We start from the raw sequence: 22,176 nt of genomic DNA, 5'->3' as shown, positions 1-22,176 counted from the left end.
CCTCCGTGTGTTGACCCACTGGGCGTGGGGATGGGGCTGTGTGGTCGGGGTGGGTGGTGGTCAGGCGGGCTGGCGCGACGCGGTGGCGCGACGCGCGAGCAGGTAGAGCTCGCAGCCGAGGCAGAAGCCGACGGCCGCGTTGAGGAGCGCGGCCACGAGGGCGAGAGCCGTGGCGGCGTAGCCCACGGCGTCCGCTCCGGAGACGAAGCCCACGAGGGCGACGGCCACGAACGCGAGGCCGACCGTCTGCGCGAACCGCGGAGGGCGGGCGTCCTCGGGCTCGGCCGGCGGGCCGATGCGCGGTCGGACGAGCCGCGCGAAGGCGACCGCGTACGGCGAACGGTGCAGGTGACCGCTCGCGCCGATCGCGAACACGATGCCCTGCCCGGCGAGCAGGACGACGGCGGCCGAGGTCGGCAGGACCAGGGCCAGCGCCAGCACGACCGACGTGATCGCCGCGGCGAAGCGCTGGCCGCGCGGGTCCACGTGCGTGGGACGTGACATGAGGAACTCCTGGAGGAGGGAGGCGCGCGCGACCGCAGGGTCGACGTCGGCCGGGACAGGTCGGCTCGTGACCGCGGGTGGGTGCTCGCGCGGTCGATCAGCGAGGACGACAGAGCGCGGAGCGCGTGCGGCAGTGGTCCACCGCGAGGCGCCGCGTCAGGTTCGTCGAGCCGGTCATGGGACCAGCGTAGGCCGCGAGCGGCTGCGACCCTGCTTTCTGTCTCGCATGACGGACAGTCGTCTCACAGAATGGACGAGCCTGCCGAGGGACGTGGGTCCCGCCGGCGCGAGGCGCCTCAGGCGTCGAGGACCGCCACCACCTGGTCCCGACGCGGGAGACCGGACGCGCGGCTCAGCACCACGCCGTCGGCATCGACGACGAGCACGGTGGGCGTGCGCAGGATGTTCAGCCGTCGGACCAGGTCGAGGTGGGACTCCGCGTCGACCTCCACGTGCGCGACGTCGGCCCGGGTCGAGACGACGTCGGTGAGCAGGGCCCGGGTGGCACGGCACGGGCTGCAGAAGGCGCTGGAGAACTGGACGAGCGTGAGCCGGTCGCCCAGCGCCGCACCGATCTCGTCGGCCGTGACGCGCGGGAGATCCGCGAGCTCGCCCGACCCACCGGGCTCGACCGGGTCGGCGGTGCCCTCCGTGGCGGCCCCGGGACGGCTCGTGAACCGGCCGTTGCGCCGCTGCATCACGAGGGCGAGCAGGGCCGTGGCCACGAGGGCGGCGACGAGGACGAGGGCACCGGTCACCCGCCCAGGCTACGTGGACGGACCACGTCCGGATCAGACCACGAGGACCGCGAGCTGGGCGCCCAGGTGCGCCACCGGAGCCGCCAGGGCCACCGAGAGCGCCGCCGGGAACACCCACAGCTCCGGCCCCGAGGTCGTCCCTCCGGCGGTCCAGGCACGGCCGACCACCTGGCCCAGCAGGGCGCACAGCGCCGCACCCGCGCCGACGGCCGTGCCGAGGACCCACGTGCCGGACCCGTCGACGACGAGCGGGACGGCCGCTCCCGCACCTGCCCCGGCCAGGACGGCCACCGACGCGAGCACCACGCGGTCGCCCGGCGCGGCCCAGACGAGCACGGCGACCGACAGCCCGACGCCGGCCATGAGGACCACGTCGGTCGACAGGGACGCCCGCGCTGCGGCCACCCAGCCGGCAGCCAGCGTGGCCAGGACGCCGAGCGTCACCGTCGCGGCGGCGGAGCGGACGAGGTGCTCCCGGCCGTCGCGGCGCAGCATCTGGGTGAACCAGGCGAGGGCCACCACGACCGCCACCCCGGCGAGGACGCCCGCGAGGACGCCGGACGACAGGAGCGCGTCGCGGGCCGCCCGCGTGCCGGAGGTCCCGGCGAGCAGACTCGGGTCGAGGGTCAGACCGGTGGCCACCAGGCTGCCGGCCGCGACCGGCACGAACGAGCCCGAACGGACCTGCTCGAGGCCCGCCGAGGGTGGGGCCGCGGCCACCAGGACCTGGACGAGCAGGACGCCGGCGGCGACCAGCCACAGCTCGCCCGTGGTCACGGCGAGAGCGAGCAGCCCCGCGAGCGCGGTCGACAGCAGCGACGACACGAGGCGGGGCACCACAGCATGATGCCAAACCGGCCGGTGCCCCGCGGCCGGTTCAGCCACCGGCGAAGGGGGGCAGGAACTCGACCAGCGACCCCGGCTCGAGCGCGACGTCGGCGTGGTCGCGACCCCCGACCGGTACCTCGCCGACGAGCACGGAGCAGATGCCCAGGACGTCGGAGAAGCGCCGGTCCCCCGGTCGTCGTCGCACCACGGCGGCCTCGACCTCGGCCAGCGTGGCGCCGACGACGGTCTCCGTCTCGACGCCCGCGGCGGCACGCGCGGCAGCCCAGTAGCGCACCGTGACGCCGTCACGACCGCTCGCAGCGGCGAGTGTGACGTCGTTCTCTTCCGCGACACCTTCTGGTGATTCGTCCGACACATGCACTATTCTCGACCATGCGACGAGGCCACGGTGACATCACCTGGCCTCTTGTCATAACCAGCACCACCAGCACGCACGCACGCAGCACCAGCAACACCGCAGAAGCCCAGCAACACCACGGAAGCACTGACGCAGGCGGTCCCCTCGGGGTGACGCTCCGGACCGGTACCACCTGCGAGCGGCGGGCACCGCGCCCGCGGCGGAACGACGGAGGGACCTCGTGTCGCACCTCTTGCTCCTGACCAAGAGCACCCAGTCCTCGGTGGAGGTGCTGCCTGCGCTCGCGCTGCTGCCCCACCACGTCAAGATCCTCCCCGCCGAGGCGAGTGCGCTGATCGACGCGCCACCGTCCGACGCGGTCCTCGTCGACGGTCGCCACGACCTCGCCCAGGTGCGCAGCCTCACCCGGGTCATCCGCACGACCGGCATCGAGTGCCCGCTCGTGCTGATCCTCACCGAGGGTGGCCTGGCGGTCGCCGCCTCGGACTGGGGCATGGACGACGTCATCCTCACCACGGCAGGACCCGCCGAGCTGGAGGCACGCCTCCGGCTCGCCATGGGACGCGTGGCCGCCGGCCAGGACGGCGACGACGACTCCCACCTCATCGCCTCCAGCGGCCTGGTCGTCGACGAGGCCACCTACACCGCCAAGCTCGAGAACCGCACGCTCGACCTCACCTTCAAGGAGTTCGAGCTGCTCAAGTTCCTCGCCCAGCACCCCGGAAGGGTGTTCACCCGCCAGCAGCTGCTGCAGGAGGTGTGGGGCTACGACTACTTCGGCGGCACGCGCACGGTCGACGTCCACGTGCGTCGACTCCGCGCCAAGCTGGGCACCGAGCACGAGACGCTCATCGGTACCGTGCGCAACGTCGGCTACCGCTTCGTCGCCACCACCCCCGACACCGAGGAGCGTCCCTCGCAGCCCGCCTCCAGGGTCCCGGGTCCGGGTGCCCGCGCCTGACGGACCACGACGCGCGGCAGGTCAGCCCCGCAGCATCAGGGCGGCCACGGTGACGCCGGAGGCCACGACGAGCGCACGCAGGACCAGGTCGGGCAGGCGTCGACCGATGATCGACCCGACGTAGCCGCCGCCGACGGACCCGGCCCCGAGCAGGAGCACGACGGTCCAGTCCAGGGGTGCGACGAAGACGAAGATCGCGGTCGCGACGAGGTTGGACGCGAGGATCGCGGCCGTGCGCAGTGCGCTGATCACGGCCATCGGCAGCTCCAGCCCGAAGGCCAGCACGGCGATCATCATGACGCCCTGCCCGGCGCCGAAGTAGCCGCCGTAGACCCCGCACGCCGCGGTGCCGAGCCCCACGCCGGCGCCCACCCGCGGCGGGCCGGTCACGTGGTCGGGGCCCCGCCGGGACCGGACCCGTCGCGAGATGAGCGGCTGCGTGGCCACCAGCGAGCAGGCGAAGAGGATGAGCCAGGGCACGGCCGACTCGAACACCGAGGAGGGGAGCCGCAGGAGCAGGAGCGCGCCGACCACGGCGAACAGGCCGCTGAGCCCGAGCACGGTCGCGGTCACGCGAGGGTGCAGGGAGAGCTCGCGGCGGTAGCCGAAGGACCCGCTGAGCCCGGCCGGCACCAGTCCCACGGTGTTGGAGGCGTTGGCCGTGACGGGCGGGACGCCGAGCGCCACGAGGACCGGGAAGCTCACCAGGGACGCCACGCCGATCGACGCGGTGGCGATGCCCGCACCGAAGCCCGCCGCGACGATCGCGGCGACCTCCCCCGCGCTCACGCGGGTGGTTCGCGCAGGATCGCGACGTCGCTGACCTGCTCGACGTGGTCGTGCATGGCTCGCGCCGCCTCGTCGGCGTCGCCGGCGCGGATGGCGGCCGCGATCCGTCGGTGGGCGGCGAGCGAGTCGCGGGGCCGGCCGGGCTGGCCGAGGGACTCGATGCGGGTCTCGAGCACGAGCTCGCTGATCTCGGCCATCATGCGGGCCAGCAACGTCGAGTGCGCGGCGGCGGTGACGGCGGCGTGGAACTGCTCGTCGCCGGCGACGCCGCGACCGCCGGCGTCGATGTCGGCCTCCATGTCGTCGAGCGCGGCGTCGATGGCGTCGGCGTCGGCGTCGCTGCGGCGCTGCGCGGCGAGCGCGGCGATCTTGGTCTCGAGCGCGTCGCGGGCGTCGATGACGTCGGGCAGCCGCTGGGCGTGCTCGCGGATCGCCTCGGTGATGCGCCGGACCCCGGAGCCCCCCGTGAGGATCGCGCCGTCGCCGTGGCGCACCGTGACGGCGCCGACGACCTCGAGCGCGACGAGCGCCTGGCTGACCGTGGCGCGGCTGACGCCGAGGCGCGTGGCGAGGTCGCGCTCGGGCGGGAGACGGTCGCCGGCGCCGAGCCCGTTGTCGGCGACCCACGTGGCGATCTGCTCGGCCACCTGCTCGTAGAGGCGGGGGCGCGCGACCGGTCGGAGGCCGTCGTTCGGGGAAGCCATGGAGCCAGGGTATTGACAATCGGCTCAGATGACTATTGGCTAGGCCACTGATCCATCGGGGGTGACTCCCGTCACACGACCCTCGTCACGACTGCACAGGAGGCTCCCGCCATGGGACCGGAACTCATCGCGATCATCGCGCTCGTCGCGCTGTTCGTCATCGGCACGCTGCTGCCGATCAACATGGGAGCCCTGGCCTACGTGGCCGCGTGGCTCGTCGGCATGTACGCGCTCGACCTCGACGAGAAGGAGATCCTCGCCGGAGTGAGCGGCGACCTGATCCTCACCCTGATCGGCGTCACCTACCTCTTCGCGATCGCGAAGAACAACGGCACCGTCGACCTCATCGTCACCACCGCCGTGAAGGCGGTCGGCGGGCGCGTCGCGCTGATCCCGTGGGTCATGTTCGCGGTCACCGCGCTCCTGACGTCCATCGGCGCAGCGAGCCCCGCGGCCTGCGCCATCATCGGCCCCATCGCGCTCGGCTTCGCCGGCAAGTACAAGATCAGCCCGCTCATGATGGGCATGTTCGTCGTGCACGGCGCCCAGGGCGGCGGCTTCTCCCCCATCAGCATCTACGGCACCATCACCAACTCGGTCATGCGCGAGAACGGCCTGCCCGTCAGCGAGATGACGGTGTTCCTCGCCAGCCTCGTGGTCAACCTGGTCATGGCCGCCATCCTGTTCTTCGCCCTCGGTGGTCGCCGCCTCATGTCGCAGCGCATCGAGCCCGGCGACGACGACACCCTGACCGCCGACCTGCACACCGGTGGCGCGAAGGTGACCGCCCGCGGCTACGGCGTCGACGCCCCCACCGGCACCGCCGCGACGGGCGTCCGCACCGACCAGGTGCTCACGCTCGTCGCCTTCGTGGGCGTGGCCGTCGTGGCCCTCGCCTTCGACAAGAACATCGGCTTCGTGGCCATCACCGCCGCCGTCATCCTCGCCATGCTGTCGGCACAGGAGCACAAGGGCGCCGTCAGCCAGATCGCCTGGCCGACCGTCCTGCTCGTGGCCGGTGTCAGCACGTACGCCGCGATCCTCACGCAGGCCGGCTCGCCGGAGTACGTCGGTGGCTGGGCCGCCGGCCTCGGCGCCGTGGCCATCGGCGCCCTGATCCTCTGCTACGTCGGCGGCGTGGTCTCGGCGTTCGCGTCCTCCACCGCGCTGCTGCCCGTGATCGTGCCGATCGCCATCCCGCTCATCGTCGACGGCGGCATCCACCCGGCCATGTTCATCGCGGCCCTGGCCATCAGCTCGACCATCGTCGACGTGAGCCCGTTCTCCACGAACGGCGCGCTCATGCTCGCGAACCGGCCGGACACCGTGACCGAGCAGGTCTACTACAAGCAGATCCTGACCTACAGCGTGATCGTGGTGCTGGTCGGTCCGCTGCTCGTCTGGGCCGCGCTCGTGCTGCCGGGATGGGGGGCCTGACATGACGAGCTCCGGACCGCTCTCGGACCTGCTGGTCGTCGACCTCTCCCGCGCTCTCGCCGGGCCGCACGCCACGATGATGCTGGGCGACCTCGGCGCCCGCGTGGTCAAGATCGAGGCCCCCGGCCACGGCGACGACACCCGCGGATGGGGTCCGCCCTTCCGCTGGCCCCACGCCGACGGGCACGTCGGCACGGCCGACGAGGCCGACCCCGACGGGCAGCGCGAGTCGACCTACTTCCTGTCGGCCAACCGCAACAAGGAGTCGGTGGCGCTCAACCTCAAGGACGAGGCCGACCGCGACGTCCTCCTCGCCCTGGTCGACCGCGCGGACGTGCTGGTCGAGAACTTCCGCACGGGCGTGCTCGAGCGTCTCGGGCTCGGCCTCGACGGCCTGTGCGAGCGCAACCCCCGCCTCGTGGTGCTCTCGATCACCGGCTTCGGGCACGACGGGCCCGAGGGGGGCCGCTCCGGCTACGACCAGATCGCCCAGGGCGAGGCCGGGCTGATGTCCATCACGGGCTCCTCGCCGGACGATCCCCAGAAGGTCGGCACCCCGATCTCGGACATCCTGGCCGGCATGTACGGCGCCTACGGCGTCATGACCGCGCTGCACGAGCGGGAGCGGACCGGCCGCGGCCAGGTGGTGCGCACGTCGCTGCTCGCCGCCACGGTCGGCGTCCACGGCTTCCAGGGGACCCGCTGGACCGTCGCGGGCACCGTCGGCCGGGCGCAGGGCAACCACCACGCGTCCATCTCGCCGTACGGCCTGTTCCGCTGCGCCGACGGAGCCGTGCAGATCGCCGTCGGGAGCGAGGGCCTCTGGCACGACTTCTGCGCCGGCTTCGACGTCGACCCCGACCTCGAGGGCTTCGCGACGAACCCCGAGCGGGTCGCCCGTCGCGAGGAGGTCGTCGAGCTGGTCGAGCAGGTCTTCGCCGACTGGAAGGCCGAGGACCTGCTCGCGCGGCTGGCCGAGGTCGGCATCCCCGCCGGCAAGGTGCGCACCCTCGACGAGGTCTACGCCTGGGACCAGACCCACAGCCAAGGGCTCCTCGTCGACGTCGAGCACGCGACCCTGGGTAGCGTGACGCTGCCGGGTCCGCCGTTGCGGTTCTTCGACGGCGGCGGGGTCGAGACGACCCGCACCGACCACCAGGCACCCCCCACGCTGGACCAGCACGGCGGCTCCGTCCGTCGCTGGATCGACGAAGGAGAACGATGACCGAGCGTCAGAGCGGTGGGCGGATCGGCGCCCACGACCTGGTGGAGCTCGTGCTCGACCCCGGGTCCCACGAGTCCTGGGACGAGCCGATCGACGTCTCGGGCTACTCCCCCGAGTACCGCGCCGCGGTCGAGAAGGCCGCGGCACGGGCCGGCACCGACGAGTCCGTGATCACCGGGCGGGGCCTCGTGAAGGGCCGGCCCGTGGCCTTCGTGCTCAACGAGTTCGGCTTCCTCGCCGGATCCATCGGTCGAGCCGCCGCCCAGCGCATCACGAGCGCCGTCCGCCGGGCCACGGCCGAGGGCCTGCCCCTGCTCGCCTCCACGGCCTCGGGCGGCACCCGCATGCAGGAGGGCACGCCCGCGTTCGTGCACATGGTCGACATCTCCCGAGCGATCATGGACCACCGCGCGGCCGGTCTGCCCTACCTCGTGCACCTGCGGCACCCCACCACCGGCGGCGTGTTCGCCTCGTGGGGCTCGCTCGGGCACGTCACGGTGGCCGAGCCCGGCGCCCTCGTCGGCTTCCTCGGGCCCAAGGTCTACGAGCTGCTGGAGGGTCGGCCGTTCCCGGCCGGCGTCCAGGTCAGCGAGAACCTGGCCGAGCGGGGCATCATCGACGAGGTCGTGCTGCACGACGAGCTGCCGATGGTCGTCGACCGCGCCCTCGGCATCCTGGTGGACGCCGCAACGGAGTCCACGCGGGACCGCCGCCCGGGTCGCGAGCCCGACGCCGAACGTCGCCTGAGCACGTGGGAGTCCATCGAGCTCACCCGCGGCGAGGGACGCGCCGGGGTGCGCCACCTGCTCCGGCACGGCAGCGACGCCACCGTGCGGCTGCAGGGAACCGACGAGGGCGAGCGTGACAGCGCGATGCTCGTGTCCCTGGCGCGCCTGGACGGCGTCCCGTGCGTCGTGGTCGGCCAGGACCGCACCACCCAGACGCCCGCCAACCCCATGGGGCCGGCGGCGCTGCGCGAGGCACGGCGCGGGATGCGTCTGGCCCAGGAGCTGGGCCTGCCGCTCGTCTCCGTCATCGACACGCCGGGCGCCGAGCTCTCCCCCGAGGCCGAGGAAGGATCGATCGCCGGCGAGATCGCCCGCTGCATCGCCTCGATGTCGACCCTCACCGTCCCGTCGGTGTCGGTGTTGCTGGGCCAGGGCTGCGGTGGCGGCGCGCTCGCGCTGCTGCCGGCCGACGTCGTGGTGGCCACCGAGAACGCGTGGCTGTCGCCCCTGCCGCCCGAGGGTGCGAGCGCGATCGTGCACGGCGACGTCGACCACGCGCCCGAGATGGCCGAGCAGCAGCGCGTCTCGGCGCTCGACCTGCACGAGCTCGGCACCGTGCACCACGTGGTGCCGGAGCCGGCGGACGACACGCCGGAGGCGCTCGCGAGCGCGGTGGCGGCCGAGGTCGGCCACCAGCTGCGTCGGCTCGCCGACCTGCACCGCGGCTGACCCCCGCGGCGCGCCGACCACGGACCCGGTGCGCCGCGGGGTCTCGCACCCCGCGTCATCATGGAGGCATGAGCCTGTCCGACCTCGCCCGTGCCGCCACCGACGTCGACGGCGTGGAGCCCCTCAACGAGGCGACCCGCATCGCGCTGCGGGAGGGCGACGAGCCCCGCGTGCTGCTGGAGCGCGACGAGGTGGCGGCCGCGGTCGCCTTCTCCGACGCACCCGCCGAGCTGGTGGTGCATCCCGACCACCGCCGCCAGGGCATCGGCCGGGCGCTCCTGGACCAGCTGGTCGACCGCGGGGAACGTCGGCTCTGGGCGCACGGCGACCTGCCCGCCGCACAGGCGCTGGCCGCCTCGGCCGGGTTCACGCCCGAGCGCACCCTGCTGGTCCTGCGTCTCGTGCTCGGCGAGCAGGCCCCCCAGGAGCGGGCGATCGAGGGCGTCACGCTGCGCGGCTTCCGTCCCGACGACACCGACGCGGTCGTCGCGGTGAACGGGCGCGCGTTCGCCCACCACCCCGAGCAGGGCGCCATGGACCGCGCCGACTTCGAGCGGCGCGCTGCCGAGCCGTGGTTCGACCCCGCAGGCCTGTTCGTCGCGGAGGACGAGCGGGGCGAGGTCGTCGGCTTCCACTGGACCAAGGTCGAGGGGGACATCGGCGAGGTCTACGTCGTGGGGGTCGACCCGGCCGCGCACGGCCGGGGGCTCGGCACCGCCCTCACCGCGCGCGGTCTGCGCCACCTGCACGAACGGGGCCTGCGGACCGTCGACCTCTACGTCGAGGGCGACAACGACGCCGCCCTCACCGTCTACCGTCGGCTCGGCTTCGCCGAGCACGCACGCGACACGCTCTACGCCCGCGCGTGAGCGGCGCCGACGTCAGCTGAGACCGCGCTGCAGCGCGGCGGCGGCCCGGCGCATGGCCCGCGGCGCGGAACGACCGATGCCCACCATGTTCGCGAAGCCGTGGATGAGCCCGCGCTCCTCCACGTGCTCCACCGTGACGCCGGCGGCCCGCAGGTGCTCCACGTACGCGGTGCCCTCGTCGCGCAGCGGGTCGAAGCCCGCCGTCACGACGTAGGCGGGTGCCGCTCCGGTGGCGTCCTGGCGCAGCGGGGACAGTCGCGCGTCGGCCCGGTCCTCGTCACCGGCCAGGTAGCTGTCGGAGCACAGGTCCATGAAGGCCTTCGTGAGCAGGTACCCCTCGCCGAGGAGCGTCCGGCTGGGGAGCTCCTCCACGAAGTCGGTGGCCGGGTAGATCAGCAGCTGGAAGGCCGGCGCGACCACGTCGTCGGCGTGGGCGGCGTGCTGCGCCACGAGGGCCGAGAGGTTGCCGCCGGCACTGTCGCCGCCCACGGCGATGGCGGACGGCTCGATGCCGAGGCCGGTGGCGTGCTCGGTGACCCAGCGCCAGGCGGCCCACGCGTCCTCGAAGCCGGCCGGGAACTGCGCCTCCGGCGCCAGGCGGTAGTCGACGGAGACGACCCGCACCTGCGCCTCCTCGGCCAGGAACCGGCAGACGGCGTCGTAGGCGTCGAGGTCGCCGTAGACCCAGCCGCCGCCGTGCAGGTACACGAGCGCCGGGGACCGGCCGCTGAGTCCTCGGGGCGTGTAGAAGCGCAGGGCGAGCGGTCCGCCGGGGCCGTCGATGGTGCGGTCGGTGACCGCACCGATCGGCTGGGCGCCGCCGAGCATCTGGAAGGCCTCGGTGTACATGCGACGGCCGCGGGTGATCGACAGGGTCTCCACGGCGGGGCCCTGCAGGCCCATGATCCGCAGGAGGAGCTGCATCTCCGGATCGAGCGTGCGGCCCTCGACGGTGCGGGGCCGACCAGCGAGCCGCCTGATCACCGGCGTGGGGAGGGAGAAGAGGCCTTGGGCGCCCTTGGCCTGCACCAGCGCCAGCAGCTTCGTCGTCGACACCATGCGCGCACCATAGCGCCCCACGTCGGTCCATGACCCCCGTGTCCGCCGCGACGTCGGCGTCCGTCGAGCCCGGCACACGTCGTCGTTCAAGCACTGTTCACCTGGGCTTGCGACACTCGACGTGTGGACACCACCGATCTGGACCTCCCCGCGGTCGAGACACCCGCATCACCCGACGAGTTCGACGTGGACCCGCCGTTCGACCCCGCCGACGGCGAGCTGCCCGCGGACCGCTTCCTCGACCGAGAGCTGTCGTGGATCGCGTTCAACGCCCGGGTGCTCGAGCTCGCCGACGACGCCTCGCTGCCCCTGCTCGAGCGCGTGCGCTTCCTGTCGATCTTCGCCAGCAACCTCGACGAGTTCTTCATGGTGCGCATCGCCGGCCTCAAGCGCCGCATCGCCGCCGGCGTGGCCGTGCCCTCGGCCAGCGGCTTCCACCCCAAGGACGTGCTCGCCAGCAGCCTCGAGGCCAGCCACGGCCTCATGATCGAGCAGGCACGTGCCTTCGCGTCCGACGTCGTGCCGGCGCTCGCCGAGGCGGGCATCGCCCTCGTCCGCTGGGACGACCTGACGCCGAGCGAGCGCGCCGACGTCAGCGCCACCTACCGCGACCGGGTCTTCCCGGTGCTCACGCCGCTGGCGGTCGACCCGGCCCACCCCTTCCCCTACATCTCCGGCCTCTCGCTGAACCTCGCCCTGGTGCTGCGCAACCCCGAGACCGGCAAGCAGCACTTCGCGCGCGTCAAGGTCCCGCCGATCATCGACCGCTGGATGCCGACGAGCGACGGTCGCCACGTCCCCCTCGAGGACGTCATCGCCGCCCACCTGGACCTGCTGTTCCCCGGCATGGAGATCGTGGCCCACCACGCGTTCCGCGTGACCCGCAACGAGGACCTCGAGGTCGAGGAGGACGACGCCGAGAACCTGCTCAAGGCGCTCGAGAAGGAGCTGCTGCGGCGCCGCTTCGGCCCGCCCGTGCGGCTGGAGGTCGAGGAGACGATCGACGCCGAGGTGCTCGACCTGCTCGTCTCCGAGCTGGGCATCAGGCAGGACGAGGTGTTCCGTCTCCAGGGTCCGCTCGACCTGCGCAGCCTGGGCGAGATCGCCGACCTCGACCGTCCCGAGCTGAAGTTCGACCCGTTCGTCCCGGGCACCCACGAGCACCTGGCGGAGGTCGAGACCGCGAGCCCCGCCGACCTCTTCGGCACGCTGCGTCGCCGCGACGTGCTCGTGCACCACCCGTACGACTCCTTCGCCACGAGCGTGCAGCGCTTCATCGAGCAGGCCGCCGCCGACCCGCACGTGCTCGCCATCAAGCAGACCCTCTACCGCACGTCGGGCGACTCCCCCATCATCGACTCCCTCGTCGACGCGGCCCGTGCGGGCAAGCAGGTGCTCGTGCTCGTGGAGATCAAGGCCCGCTTCGACGAGCAGGCCAACATCCGCTGGGCCCGCAAGCTGGAGCGCGCCGGCTGCCACGTCGTCTACGGCCTGGTGGGGCTGAAGACGCACTGCAAGCTGGCGCTCGTGGTGCGCGACGAGCCCGACGGGCTGCGCCGCTACGCCCACCTCGGCACGGGCAACTACAACCCCAAGACCGCCCGCCTCTACGAGGACTTCGGGCTGCTGACGAGCGACCCCGACATCACCAACGACCTGCTCGAGCTGTTCAACGCCCTCTCGGGGTTCGCCCACCAGAGCGAGTACCGCAGCCTCATGGTGGCCCCGTCCGGCCTGCGCGAGGGCCTGCTGGAGCACATCGGTCGCGAGATCGAGCACCACCGGGCCGGACGGCCCGCCGGGATCTCGTTCAAGGTGAACTCCCTCGTCGACGAGGGCGTCATCGACGGTCTGTACCAGGCGTCGAGCGCCGGCGTCCCCGTGCGACTCGTCGTGCGCGGCATCTGCACGCTCCGACCGGGCGTACCGGGGCTGAGCGACAACATCGAGGTGCGCAGCGTGCTCGGGCGCTACCTGGAGCACAGCCGGGTCTACTGGTTCGCCGGTGGCGGAAGCCCCGAGGCCTGGATCGGGTCGGCCGACCTCATGCACCGCAACCTCGACCGCCGTGTCGAGGTGCTGGTGCGGGTGCCCAGTGCCGAGCACGTGCAGACGCTCGGTGACCTGCTCGCCAGGATGGCCGACGACGCCACCAGCTCCTGGCACCTCGGCGCCGACGGCACGTGGACCCGCCACGCGACCGAGCGCGACGTGCAGACCGAGCTGATCGCCCGCGCCAAGCGCCGCCGCAGCCGCGCGACCTCCTGAGGCCGTTCAGCAGGCGGCGAAGAGCAGGGCACCCGTGCCGAGCATGAGCACGGTGCCGTCGGCGGACCGGTCGAACGACAGCGCCACCGTGGCCTGGTCCACCGTGGCGGAGGGGTCGCGCAGCTCGTCCTCCACCTGGCCGGTGCGCCCGATGAAGGGGCCGGTCGCGAGCCGCTCGCGGATCGGCGCCTGCTCCCGGGCGGTCGAGACGTCGTCGAACGTCATCGCGAAGGTCGCGGTCTGTGCACTGGCGCCGGAGCCGCCACGGTCGGTGAGGGACCGCCCCGCGAACGAGTAGGCCTGCAGACGACCCTCGCGCGCCTGCGCGGCGTCGGCGGCGGCGCGGTCGGTGTCGGGCACCGCGGCGGCGTCGCACCCCAGCGAGCCCGCCTGCAGCAGCACGGTGTCGGTGCCGGTCAGGGCCTGGGCGGTGTCGGCCGCCTGGCGCACCGTGGCGAGCGACGCGTCGCGGCCCGTGGCCGTCCGCACGACCTGGTCGGCGGCCTCGGGCGCGGTGGCGGCCACCAGCACGCCGGCCGAGCGCACGAGCCGCACCGCGGTGAACTGGTCACCGAGACCGTTCTCGGTGAGGACCTGCGGCGTGGCGCTCCACCCGTCGCCGTCCTGGTCGAACCCGGCCTCGCGAAGACCGTCCTCGACCTCGCTCCAGGACAACGCGTCACCGGGTGCGACCACCAGGACCCCGGCACCGAGGTCCTGCACGAACGCCTCCCAGCGGACGTCGTCGGTCGACCAGCCGAGCGCCTGGGGCACGGCCTCGCCGATGTCGGAGAGCGCCGACCGCGTGGCCAGGTCGCGCGTGGCGGGATCGGCCACCCCGGAGTCGCGGATGCGGTCCCAGTCGGTGAAGCCCAGCACCGTCGTGTCGGCCGGGGCGACCGCCAGCGCCGACGCCAGCGGCCCGCGGACGTCGGCCCGCCCGAGGACCTGCTGCCCCGGTCCCGTGACGGCCCAGGCGACCCCGGCGGCGAGCGCGAGCACCACGAGCGGGACGACGGCGAGCACCACGACCGACGGGCTCCTGCGCACCACCGGACCACCTCCTCGTCGTCTCGCCAGGTCGGTTCGTCACCGTCTGGACACCTTGGACGTGAACAATACGAGGCATGTCACGTGAACGTCCGCTGACCGCCGCCGGCGCCGTCACCTGGAGGCGCGCCACCCCTCGTCCCGACGACACGAGTCGACGCCCCGTCGAGCTCCTCCTCGTGCACCGTCCGCGCTACGACGACTGGACGTTCCCGAAGGGCAAGCCCGACCCCGGGGAAGACCTGGTGACGACCGCGGTCCGCGAGGTCGCCGAGGAGACCGGGCAGCGGATCCGGCTCGGCCACCCGCTGCCCGACACGCAGTACCGCGTGGCCGGCGGCCCCAAGCGGGTCAGCTACTGGGCGGCCCGTGTGGTCGGCCGCACCGAGACGCCCTTCGTGCCGAACCGCGAGGTCGACGAGGTGCGGTGGGTGCGGCCGGGGCACGCCCGCAAGCTCCTCAGCTACGACCACGACCACGACCTGCTCGAGGCCTTCCTGGACCTGCGCGACGACAAGGCCCACCGCACCCGCACGCTCGTCGTGGTCCGCCACGGCAAGGCGAGGGCACGCGAGAGCTGGTCCGGGGAGGACACGCTCCGGCCGCTGACCCTCGTCGGCGAGCGCCGCGCCGAGGCCCTCGTGCCGATCCTGCAGGCGTACGGGGTGCGGCGCGTCGTCACCAGCCCGGCCGAGCGCTGCGCGGCCACCGTGGAGCCCTTCGCCCGGTCCATCGGCGCGTTCCTGCGCCTCGACGACCGGCTCACCGAGGACACGCGCCGCTCCGACGTGCGCCGCTGCGTCGACGCCGTCCTCGACGCCAAGCCCCCCGCGGTGATCTGTGGGCACCGCCCGACGCTGCCGTGGGTGTTCGAGGCGCTGGGGGTCGAGGCCCCCGACCTCGCCCCCGGCGATGGGGTCGTGCTGCACCACCGCCGCGGGAAGGTGCTCGCCTCCGAGCCGCTGGGGAGACCTGCGTCACCCCGCTGACCAGCGACGAGTCCGCTTCCTTCGCCCATCGTTCACCGGCCGTTCACCGTCCTACGGGTCCCGATACACCTGGCATCCCTAGCGTCCACGACGACAGAAGCATGTGATCATCGAAGGGACACCCCCCGTGAACCGCACCACGCTGCGTGCAGCCGCCCCCGCGGCCCTCGCTCTCACCCTCGCTCTCGGACTCTCCGCCTGTGGCGCCTCCAACGAGGGCGACTCCGGCTCGGGCTCGGGCGACTCGTCGCTCTCCGGCACCCTCAACGGTGCCGGGTCGAGCGCCCAGGAGGCCGCCGTCGGCGCCTGGAAGGCCGGCTTCCAGTCCGCCAACAGCGACGTGACCGTGAACTACGACCCGGCCGGCTCCGGCGCGGGACGCGAGCAGTTCATCGCCGGCGGCGTCGACTTCGCCGGATCCGACGCCTACCTCGACGACGAGGAGCTCGCGAAGGCCAAGGAGACCTGCGGCAGCAACGTCGTCGAGGTCCCCACCTACGTCAGCCCCATCGCGGTCATCTACAACCTCGAGGGCGTCGACGAGCTGAACCTCTCCCCCGAGGTCATCGGCGGGATCTTCGAGGGCAAGATCACGAAGTGGAACGACTCGGCCATCGCCGCCGACAACCCCGACGCCGACCTGCCGGACACCGACATCACGCCGGTCCACCGCTCCGACGACTCGGGTACCACCAAGAACTTCACCGCCTACCTCGACGCCGCCTCCGGCGGCGCGTGGTCCGGTGGCGAGGTCGAGACCTGGCCGATCAAGAGCGGCGAGGCCGCCCAGGGCACGTCCGGCGTCGTCCAGGCCGTCACCAACGGCAACGGCACGATCGGCTACGCCGACGAGTCGCAGGCCGGTGACCTCGGCCAGACCAAGGTCAAGGTCGGCGACGAGTTCGTCGAGGTGACCCCCGAGGCCGCCGCCAAGGTGCTGGACACCGCCACGCAGGTCGAGGGCCGCGACGCCACCGACATCGCCGTCGACATCGAGCGCGACACCACGGAGTCGGGCGTCTACCCGATCGTCCTCGTGTCCTACATGATGGCGTGCGAGAGCTACGACGACGCCGCCAAGGCGGACCTCGTCAAGGGCTGGCTCGAGTACGTGACCAGCGACGAGGGCCAGAAGACGGCCGCCGAGCAGGCCGGCTCCGCGCCGCTCACGGCGGACTTCGCCAGCAAGGTCGCCGAGGCCGTCGGCGCCATCAAGGCCGCCAGCTGATCGGACCCGGTCCCCGCCTCGACCCCTCACCGGGCGAGGCGGGGACCGGACCCGCTCCACTCCCCCACCACCCGGAAGGAACGTCGTGACCTCGAAGCTCGCCCCCGAGCCTCCCCAGGCCCGCCGCGCCCCGACGCGCCCAGGCGACCGAGTGTTCTTCGGCCTCTCCTTCGGCGCCGCGCTCGTCATCCTGCTGACGCTGGCCGGCGTCGCCCTCTTCCTGACCGTCGAGGGCATCCCCGGCATCACCGCCTCGCCCGACGAGGTGAAGAGCGGTCAGAGCTTCGTGCCCTACGTGTGGCCGCTCGTCTACGGCACGCTCCTCGCGGCGGTCCTCGCCCTGCTGATCGCCGTGCCGGTCGCCATCGGCGTCGCGCTGTTCATCTCGCACTACTCGCCGAAGCGGCTCGGCTCGGTCTTCGGGTACGTCATCGACCTGCTGGCCGCGGTCCCGAGCGTCGTCTACGGCGCCTGGGGCATCATCTTCCTCGCGCCCGCCATCGTGCCCTTCTACCGGTGGCTGAACGACACGCTCGGGTTCATCCCGCTGTTCGCAGGACCGCCGTCGCCGACCGGCAGCACCATCCTCACGGCCGCCATCGTGCTCTCGATCATGATCCTGCCGATCATGACCGCCATCTGCCGCGAGATCTTCCTGCAGACGCCGCGTCTGCACCAGGAGGCCGCACTCGCACTCGGCGCCACCCGCTGGGAGATGGTCCGCATGGCCGTCTTCCCGTACGCGCGTTCCGGGATCGTCTCGGGTGCGATGCTCGGCCTGGGCCGCGCGCTCGGCGAGACGATGGCGGTGGCCATGGTCCTCTCGCCCGCGTCGATCGTCACGGCCAACCTGATCAGCTCGTCCAACCCGAGCACGATCGCCGCCAACATCGCCCTCAGCTTCCCCGAGGCCAGCGGACTGACCGTCAACGCGCTCATCGCCTCCGGCCTCGTCCTGTTCGTCATCACCTTCGTCGTCAACTTCGCCGCTCGGGCGATCGTGGACCGGCGCAAGGACTTCTCGGGAGCCAACTGATGACCACGACCGAACCCCGCCCCCAGCGCTCCCGCGAGACCGAGGAGCTCCTCGACTCCCTGCGCGGTGCGACGCTGCCGCTCTGGGCGCCGCGCATCGTCGTCGGCGTCGCCGCCACGGTCGCGGTCCTGGCCTCCTTCTCCGGCATCGGACCGGTCCGGGGCGTCCTGCTCGGCTGGCTCCTCACGTTCGCGCTGCCGATCTGGTCGCGCCTCGTCGAGGGCAGCCGCAAGGCCGTCGACCGACTGATCACCTTGTTGGTCTACTCGGCCTTCGGCCTGGCCCTCGTCCCGCTCGCCAGCATCATCTGGACCGTGCTCTCGCGCGGCGTGCCGGTGCTGTCCGGCGAGTTCCTCAACGCCTCGATGCGCAACGTCGTGGGCGAGGGCGGCGGCATCTACCACGCCATCATGGGCACCCTGCTCATCACCGGCGCCGCGACGCTCATCAGCGTGCCGATCGGCCTGTTCACCGCCATCTACGTGGTGGAGTACGGCGACGGCAAGAAGATCTCGAGCTGGATCCGCTTCCTCGTCGACGTCATGACCGGCATCCCGTCGATCGTCGCCGGGCTCTTCGCCTACGCACTCTTCGTCATCATCTTCGGCGAGGGCGTGCGCATGGGCATCGGCGGCTCGGTGGCCCTCTCGGTGCTGATGATCCCCGTGGTGGTGCGCTCGAGCGAGGAGATGCTCAAGCTCGTGCCGAACGAGCTGCGCGAGGCCGCGTTCGCCCTGGGCGTGCCGAAGTGGCGCACCATCGCGAAGGTCGTGGTGCCCACGGCCCTGGCCGGCATCGTCACGGGCATCACGCTCTCCATCGCCCGTGTGATCGGCGAGACGGCCCCGCTGCTGATCATCGCCGGCGCCACGGACTCCACCAACTTCAACCTCTTCGACGGACGCATGGCCACGCTGCCGGTGTTCGCCTACTCCTCGATCCGCTACCCGGGCGTCCCGCCGGAGTTCAGCATCGACCGCGCATGGGGAGCGGCGCTCGTGCTGCTCGCCCTCGTGATGCTGCTCAACCTCGTCGCACGTCTCGTGTCGTACTTCTTCTCACCCAAGGGCGAAAGGTAAACCCCGATGGCCAAGAGCATCGACGTCTCCGACCTGAACATCTACTACGGCGACTTCCTCGCCGTGGAGGGCGTCAACATCGCGATCCCCGCCCGCGCGGTGACCGCCTTCATCGGCCCCTCGGGCTGCGGCAAGTCGACCTTCCTGCGGTCGCTGAACCGCATGCACGAGGTCATCCCGGGTGCCTACGTGCAGGGCAAGGTGCTCATCGACGGCGAGGACCTCTACGCCGACGAGATGGACCCGGTCAACGTGCGCCGCATGGTGGGCATGGTCTTCCAGCGCCCCAACCCGTTCCCGACGATGTCGATCTACGACAACGTGCTGGCGGGCCAGAAGCTCAACAGCAAGCGGATGAAGAAGTCCGAGTCCGACGACATCGTCGAGCGCTCGCTGCGCAGCGCCGGTCTGTGGGCCGAGGTCAAGGACCGCCTCGCCCGCCCGGGCTCCGGGCTGTCGGGTGGTCAGCAGCAGCGCCTGTGCATCGCCCGCGCCATCTCGGTGGAGCCCGAGGTGCTGCTCATGGACGAGCCGTGCTCGGCCCTCGACCCGATCTCCACGAGCGTCATCGAGGACCTGATCCACGAGCTCAAGGAGAAGTACACGATCGTCATCGTCACCCACAACATGCAGCAGGCGGCGCGTGTCTCCGACGACACCGCGTTCTTCAACCTGGCGGGCGTGGGCAAGCCGGGCAAGCTCGTCGAGTTCGGCCGCACGGAGAAGATCTTCTCCAACCCCGAGGAGTCGGCCACCGAGGCCTACATCCAGGGCCGGTTCGGCTGAGCCGACCGAGCAACGCGTCCTCGACGCCCGTCCCTCTCCGGGGCGGGCGTCGCTGCGTTCCGCCCCGGTCTCGCCGATTCCCAGGTCGACCTGGGAATCTCCCGGGCTGCATGGTTCTCCCAAGGCGGCACGGGAAGCAACCCGTGCATCCCGGGGTTCAGCCCCGGCCGGGTCAGGGCAGGAAGAACTGGGCGACGCCGTAGAACCCCGCCGCGACCGCGGCAGCCGCGGGGATGGTGACGATCCAGGCGGTGACGATGCCCTTCGCCACGCCCCAGCGCACCGCGCTGAAGCGCTTGGTGGCGCCCGAGCCCATGATGGCCGAGGTGATCGTGTGCGTGGTCGAGACGGGGGCGTGCAGGCCGATGGCCATCACGTAGAGCACCGTGGCGGCCACGCCCTCGGCCGCGAAGCCGCGGGGCGGGTCGAGGTCGATGATGCGACGCCCGAGGGTGCGCATGATGCGCCACCCGCCCGAGTAGGTGCCGGCGGCGATGGCGGAGGCGGCGGCGATGATGACCCAGAGCGGGACGTCGGATCCGTCCTCGAAGCCACCGGCGACGAGCGCGAGGACGATGACGCCCATCGTCTTCTGCGCGTCCTGCAGGCCGTGGCCGAGCGACATGCCGGCCGCCGAGACGGTCTGCGCGTGACGGAAGCCGCGGGCGACCTTCCCTGGATTGGCCTTGCGGAATATCCACATGATGGCCGTCATCAGGGCGAAGGCACCCGCGAAGCCCAGCAGCGGCGAGAGCACCATCGGGATGGCGACCTTCTCGACGAGGGTCGCCCAGTCGACGGCCGTGGCCGAGGCAGCGCCGGCGCCGACGATGCCGCCGATGAGGGCGTGCGACGACGACGAGGGGATGCCGAAGTACCAGGTGATGAGGTTCCAGGTGATCGCGCCGATGAGCGCCGCCAGCACGATCGTCAGGCCGTGGGCGCGATCCATGTCGACGCCGGACGACACCCGTGAGTCGATGTCGATGATGCCCTGGATGGTCTGGGCGACCCCCACACCGAGCAGGGCTCCCACGAAGTTGAGGACCGCCGCCATCGCCAGGGCGATGCGCGGCGTGAGGGCACGCGTCGAGATCGAGGTCGCGATCGCGTTGGCCGCGTCGTGGAACCCGTTCGTGTAGTCGAAGACGAGCGCGATCACGACGACGGCAATCACCATCGTCAGGACGAGGTCCATGGCTCAGGACTCCTTGACGGCGATCTGCTCCACCGTGTTGGCCACGGACTCCAGGGCGTCGATCGCGTGCTCGAGGGAGTCGACGACGTCCTTGAGCTTCAGGACCTCCAGCGACTTGTAGCTGCCGCTGAACAGGTCGGCGAGGATGCGCCGGTAGGACCGGTCGCCCTGGTTCTCGAGGCGGTTGATCTCGATCCAGTACTCCTCGAGGTCCTTCATGGTGCGCAGTCGGGGCATGGCCTCGGCGGTCAGCTGGCAGGCGCGCTGCAGGACCTCGACCTGGGCGGCGAACTGGCTGGGCAGCTCGCCGATCTCGTAGAGGCCGATCAGGTCGACCGTCTCCTCCATGAAGTCCATGACGTCGTCGAGGCTGCTGGCGAGGCGGTAGATGTCCTCGCGGTCGAACGGCGTCACGAACGTCGAGTTGACCCGCTTGACGATCTTGTGGGTCGTCTCGTCGGCCTGGTGCTCGGCGTCGCGCATCTGCTCGCCGAGGGCGACGCGGTCGACGTCGGGGTCGAGGACTTGTGCCAGGAGGTTGGCACCGTGCACGAGGTGGGATGCGGCTTCTGCGAAGAGGTCGTAGAAGGACGTCTCCACCGGACGGATGCGAAATCGCACGCCAAGCTCCTGTCGATTCGGTTCAGGCCGAGACAACTGTAGGTGCTGACGTTCACCAAGTGTCAATCGGCCGGACCTCGAGGGTCCGTTCAGCGGATGTCGAGGCCGAGGAAGGCGTCGACCTCGGCCTGCGTCATGGGGGTCTCGCGGTTCGACGCGGCGATGATCAACCGGCTCGTGAGCTCGATCTCGTCGAGCACGTCGTCGTCGCGAAGACGATCGTCGAGGGGCTCGAGCATGGGGTGCTCCGATGATGCAAGGGGGATGTCCACCGCCCGGGGGGAGGCGGTGCGCCCAGGGTAACCCCACCGGCCACCTCTCGGCAGCAGTTCGCGCCGATGGCGACGGCCCGGCGGCCGCGTCCACCGAACGCTGGCAGACTGGCCTCGCCAGGGCCTCTGGGACGTGGGGACATTAACTCAACGCTGCGGAAACACACGGATGTGATCTGGAATCCCAGGCCCCGGCGGGAACGCTGCGGCTCACCTACTCGGAACGCGTGAACCTTCCAAGAGCGAGAACGCAGCGCGTCCCATCGGGAACGTCGTGGCCATCTCCGGCCCCTGTTCGGTGCCAGCGGCAGTTCTGTTTCCTCTATGCAGTTCATGCGATCGGCCACCCGCTGGGTGGAGGTCCGTCGTGCAAGCCGCCTTCCTCAGCCGCTTCACGACGCACCGTGCTGAACGGTCTGAGGCGTGCAACCCCGCCCCTCATGCGGATCCCGGGCGCATGGGCACCACACGGTCACGGGCTCCCAGGCGCGGACCGCATCGGGCTTACTTGGCGGACACGCGACCTGGTGTCGCGATGAGTTGCGCACATGATTGCGAGGTGCCACGCGCTGAGCATGGCGCAGGCGACGTGTCTGGTGGCGGCAGCCCAGGAGGGCGCCTCTCGCGAGCCTGCCTACCCGCCTTCGCCACACCGCCGCGCAGCTGAACCACACCTGCT

22 protein-coding genes are annotated in these 22,176 nt (G+C 71.9%); 11 read left to right on the top strand and 11 right to left on the bottom strand.

The genetic code is table 11. From position 1 onward, the window contains the following. Positions 1-60: 60 nt before the first annotated feature. The 4 genes from ASF38_RS00240 to ASF38_RS00225 all read right to left on the bottom strand — a co-directional run bounded on the left by ASF38_RS00240 (position 61) and on the right by ASF38_RS00225 (position 2,385). The gene (locus tag ASF38_RS00240; RefSeq protein ID WP_056572866.1) at positions 61-504 is read right to left on the bottom strand and encodes a DUF4395 domain-containing protein; all 444 of its coding nucleotides are present in this window, start codon (positions 502-504) and stop codon (positions 61-63) included. 296 nt (positions 505-800) lie between these two features. Then, positions 801-1,262, bottom strand: coding sequence for a thioredoxin family protein (locus ASF38_RS00235; protein WP_056572863.1), 462 nt, complete (start codon positions 1,260-1,262; stop codon positions 801-803). Positions 1,263-1,295: 33 nt separating this feature from the next. Beyond that, entirely contained in the window at positions 1,296-2,099 is an 804-nt protein-coding gene (locus tag ASF38_RS00230; protein WP_156366724.1) for a hypothetical protein, read from the bottom strand. Between the two features lie 40 nt (positions 2,100-2,139). After that, on the bottom strand, positions 2,140-2,385 hold the full coding sequence (locus ASF38_RS00225) for a MoaD/ThiS family protein (protein WP_056552890.1): 246 nt from the start codon (positions 2,383-2,385) through the stop codon (positions 2,140-2,142). Positions 2,386-2,689: 304 nt separating this feature from the next. Here ASF38_RS00225 and ASF38_RS00220 point away from each other — a divergent pair, with 304 nt between their 5' ends. Beyond that, positions 2,690-3,430 carry a response regulator transcription factor gene (locus ASF38_RS00220; protein WP_056572857.1) on the top strand — a complete coding sequence of 247 codons (741 nt, stop codon included), beginning with the start codon at positions 2,690-2,692 and terminating at the stop codon, positions 3,428-3,430. A 21-nt stretch (positions 3,431-3,451) separates the two neighbouring features. Here ASF38_RS00220 and ASF38_RS00215 read toward each other — a convergent pair whose 3' ends face one another. Beyond that, positions 3,452-4,219, bottom strand: a complete 768-nt coding sequence (locus tag ASF38_RS00215) for a sulfite exporter TauE/SafE family protein (RefSeq protein WP_056572853.1) — start codon at positions 4,217-4,219, stop codon at positions 3,452-3,454. After that, the gene (locus ASF38_RS00210) at positions 4,216-4,923 is read right to left on the bottom strand and encodes a FadR/GntR family transcriptional regulator (RefSeq protein WP_056572850.1); all 708 of its coding nucleotides are present in this window, start codon (positions 4,921-4,923) and stop codon (positions 4,216-4,218) included. The genes ASF38_RS00215 and ASF38_RS00210 overlap by 4 nt, the downstream gene beginning before the upstream one ends. Positions 4,924-5,034: 111 nt before the next feature. Between ASF38_RS00210 and ASF38_RS00205 the strand changes: the two genes are divergently transcribed. The 4 genes from ASF38_RS00205 (at position 5,035) to mshD (ending at position 9,911) form a co-directional block, all read left to right on the top strand. Continuing rightward, positions 5,035-6,360 (top strand): SLC13 family permease, encoded by a 1,326-nt coding sequence (locus tag ASF38_RS00205; RefSeq protein ID WP_055970093.1) that lies wholly within the window; start codon positions 5,035-5,037, stop codon positions 6,358-6,360. Position 6,361: 1 nt separating this feature from the next. After that, complete coding sequence (locus ASF38_RS00200; protein ID WP_056572845.1) at positions 6,362-7,585, top strand: CaiB/BaiF CoA-transferase family protein; 1,224 nt, start codon at positions 6,362-6,364, stop codon at positions 7,583-7,585. Continuing rightward, positions 7,582-9,042: a carboxyl transferase domain-containing protein gene (locus ASF38_RS00195; protein WP_055970099.1), complete on the top strand. Its 1,461-nt coding sequence runs from the start codon at positions 7,582-7,584 to the stop codon at positions 9,040-9,042. Before ASF38_RS00200 ends, ASF38_RS00195 begins: the two co-directional genes overlap by 4 nt. A 68-nt stretch (positions 9,043-9,110) precedes the next feature. Then, positions 9,111-9,911 carry a mycothiol synthase gene (gene mshD / locus ASF38_RS00190; RefSeq protein WP_056572842.1) on the top strand — a complete coding sequence of 267 codons (801 nt, stop codon included), beginning with the start codon at positions 9,111-9,113 and terminating at the stop codon, positions 9,909-9,911. Between the two features lie 12 nt (positions 9,912-9,923). On the opposite strand, the gene ASF38_RS00185 is transcribed toward mshD, so the two are convergent. Continuing rightward, a complete protein-coding gene (locus tag ASF38_RS00185) occupies positions 9,924-10,970 on the bottom strand; it encodes an alpha/beta hydrolase (RefSeq protein ID WP_055970105.1) in 1,047 nt (348 codons plus the stop codon). A 186-nt stretch (positions 10,971-11,156) separates the two neighbouring features. Here ASF38_RS00185 and ASF38_RS00180 point away from each other — a divergent pair, with 186 nt between their 5' ends. Beyond that, positions 11,157-13,238 carry an RNA degradosome polyphosphate kinase gene (locus tag ASF38_RS00180; RefSeq protein WP_082480174.1) on the top strand — a complete coding sequence of 694 codons (2,082 nt, stop codon included), beginning with the start codon at positions 11,157-11,159 and terminating at the stop codon, positions 13,236-13,238. A 6-nt stretch (positions 13,239-13,244) separates the two neighbouring features. Here the strand turns inward: ASF38_RS00180 and ASF38_RS00175 are convergent, their stop codons facing one another. Continuing rightward, positions 13,245-14,291 carry a hypothetical protein gene (locus ASF38_RS00175; protein ID WP_056572839.1) on the bottom strand — a complete coding sequence of 349 codons (1,047 nt, stop codon included), beginning with the start codon at positions 14,289-14,291 and terminating at the stop codon, positions 13,245-13,247. A gap of 74 nt (positions 14,292-14,365) precedes the next feature. Between ASF38_RS00175 and ASF38_RS00170 the strand changes: the two genes are divergently transcribed. The 5 genes from ASF38_RS00170 to pstB all read left to right on the top strand — a co-directional run bounded on the left by ASF38_RS00170 (position 14,366) and on the right by pstB (position 19,406). After that, positions 14,366-15,277 carry an NUDIX hydrolase gene (locus ASF38_RS00170; protein WP_056572835.1) on the top strand — a complete coding sequence of 304 codons (912 nt, stop codon included), beginning with the start codon at positions 14,366-14,368 and terminating at the stop codon, positions 15,275-15,277. A gap of 127 nt (positions 15,278-15,404) precedes the next feature. Then, positions 15,405-16,505 carry a phosphate ABC transporter substrate-binding protein PstS gene (pstS, locus tag ASF38_RS00165; RefSeq protein WP_056572832.1) on the top strand — a complete coding sequence of 367 codons (1,101 nt, stop codon included), beginning with the start codon at positions 15,405-15,407 and terminating at the stop codon, positions 16,503-16,505. An 85-nt stretch (positions 16,506-16,590) separates the two neighbouring features. Beyond that, on the top strand, positions 16,591-17,541 hold the full coding sequence (gene pstC, locus ASF38_RS00160) for a phosphate ABC transporter permease subunit PstC (RefSeq protein WP_056572830.1): 951 nt from the start codon (positions 16,591-16,593) through the stop codon (positions 17,539-17,541). Further along, positions 17,541-18,620: a phosphate ABC transporter permease PstA gene (pstA, locus tag ASF38_RS00155; RefSeq protein ID WP_056572827.1), complete on the top strand. Its 1,080-nt coding sequence runs from the start codon at positions 17,541-17,543 to the stop codon at positions 18,618-18,620. Before pstC ends, pstA begins: the two co-directional genes overlap by 1 nt. Positions 18,621-18,626: 6 nt before the next feature. Continuing rightward, entirely contained in the window at positions 18,627-19,406 is a 780-nt protein-coding gene (gene pstB / locus ASF38_RS00150) for a phosphate ABC transporter ATP-binding protein PstB (RefSeq protein WP_055970123.1), read from the top strand. Positions 19,407-19,578: 172 nt separating this feature from the next. Here the strand turns inward: pstB and ASF38_RS00145 are convergent, their stop codons facing one another. From ASF38_RS00145 to ASF38_RS17335, 3 genes are all read right to left on the bottom strand, one after another. Further along, positions 19,579-20,604: an inorganic phosphate transporter gene (locus ASF38_RS00145; protein ID WP_055970125.1), complete on the bottom strand. Its 1,026-nt coding sequence runs from the start codon at positions 20,602-20,604 to the stop codon at positions 19,579-19,581. Positions 20,605-20,607: 3 nt separating this feature from the next. Further along, the gene (locus ASF38_RS00140) at positions 20,608-21,225 is read right to left on the bottom strand and encodes a DUF47 domain-containing protein (RefSeq protein WP_055970137.1); all 618 of its coding nucleotides are present in this window, start codon (positions 21,223-21,225) and stop codon (positions 20,608-20,610) included. A gap of 89 nt (positions 21,226-21,314) precedes the next feature. Then, positions 21,315-21,464 (bottom strand): hypothetical protein, encoded by a 150-nt coding sequence (locus ASF38_RS17335; protein WP_156364687.1) that lies wholly within the window; start codon positions 21,462-21,464, stop codon positions 21,315-21,317. Positions 21,465-22,176 lie beyond the last annotated feature (712 nt).

This window comes from Aeromicrobium sp. Leaf272, assembly GCF_001422865.1.
Lineage (GTDB): Bacteria > Actinomycetota > Actinomycetes > Propionibacteriales > Nocardioidaceae > Aeromicrobium.
This window is presented reverse-complemented; position numbering and strand designations above follow the sequence as displayed.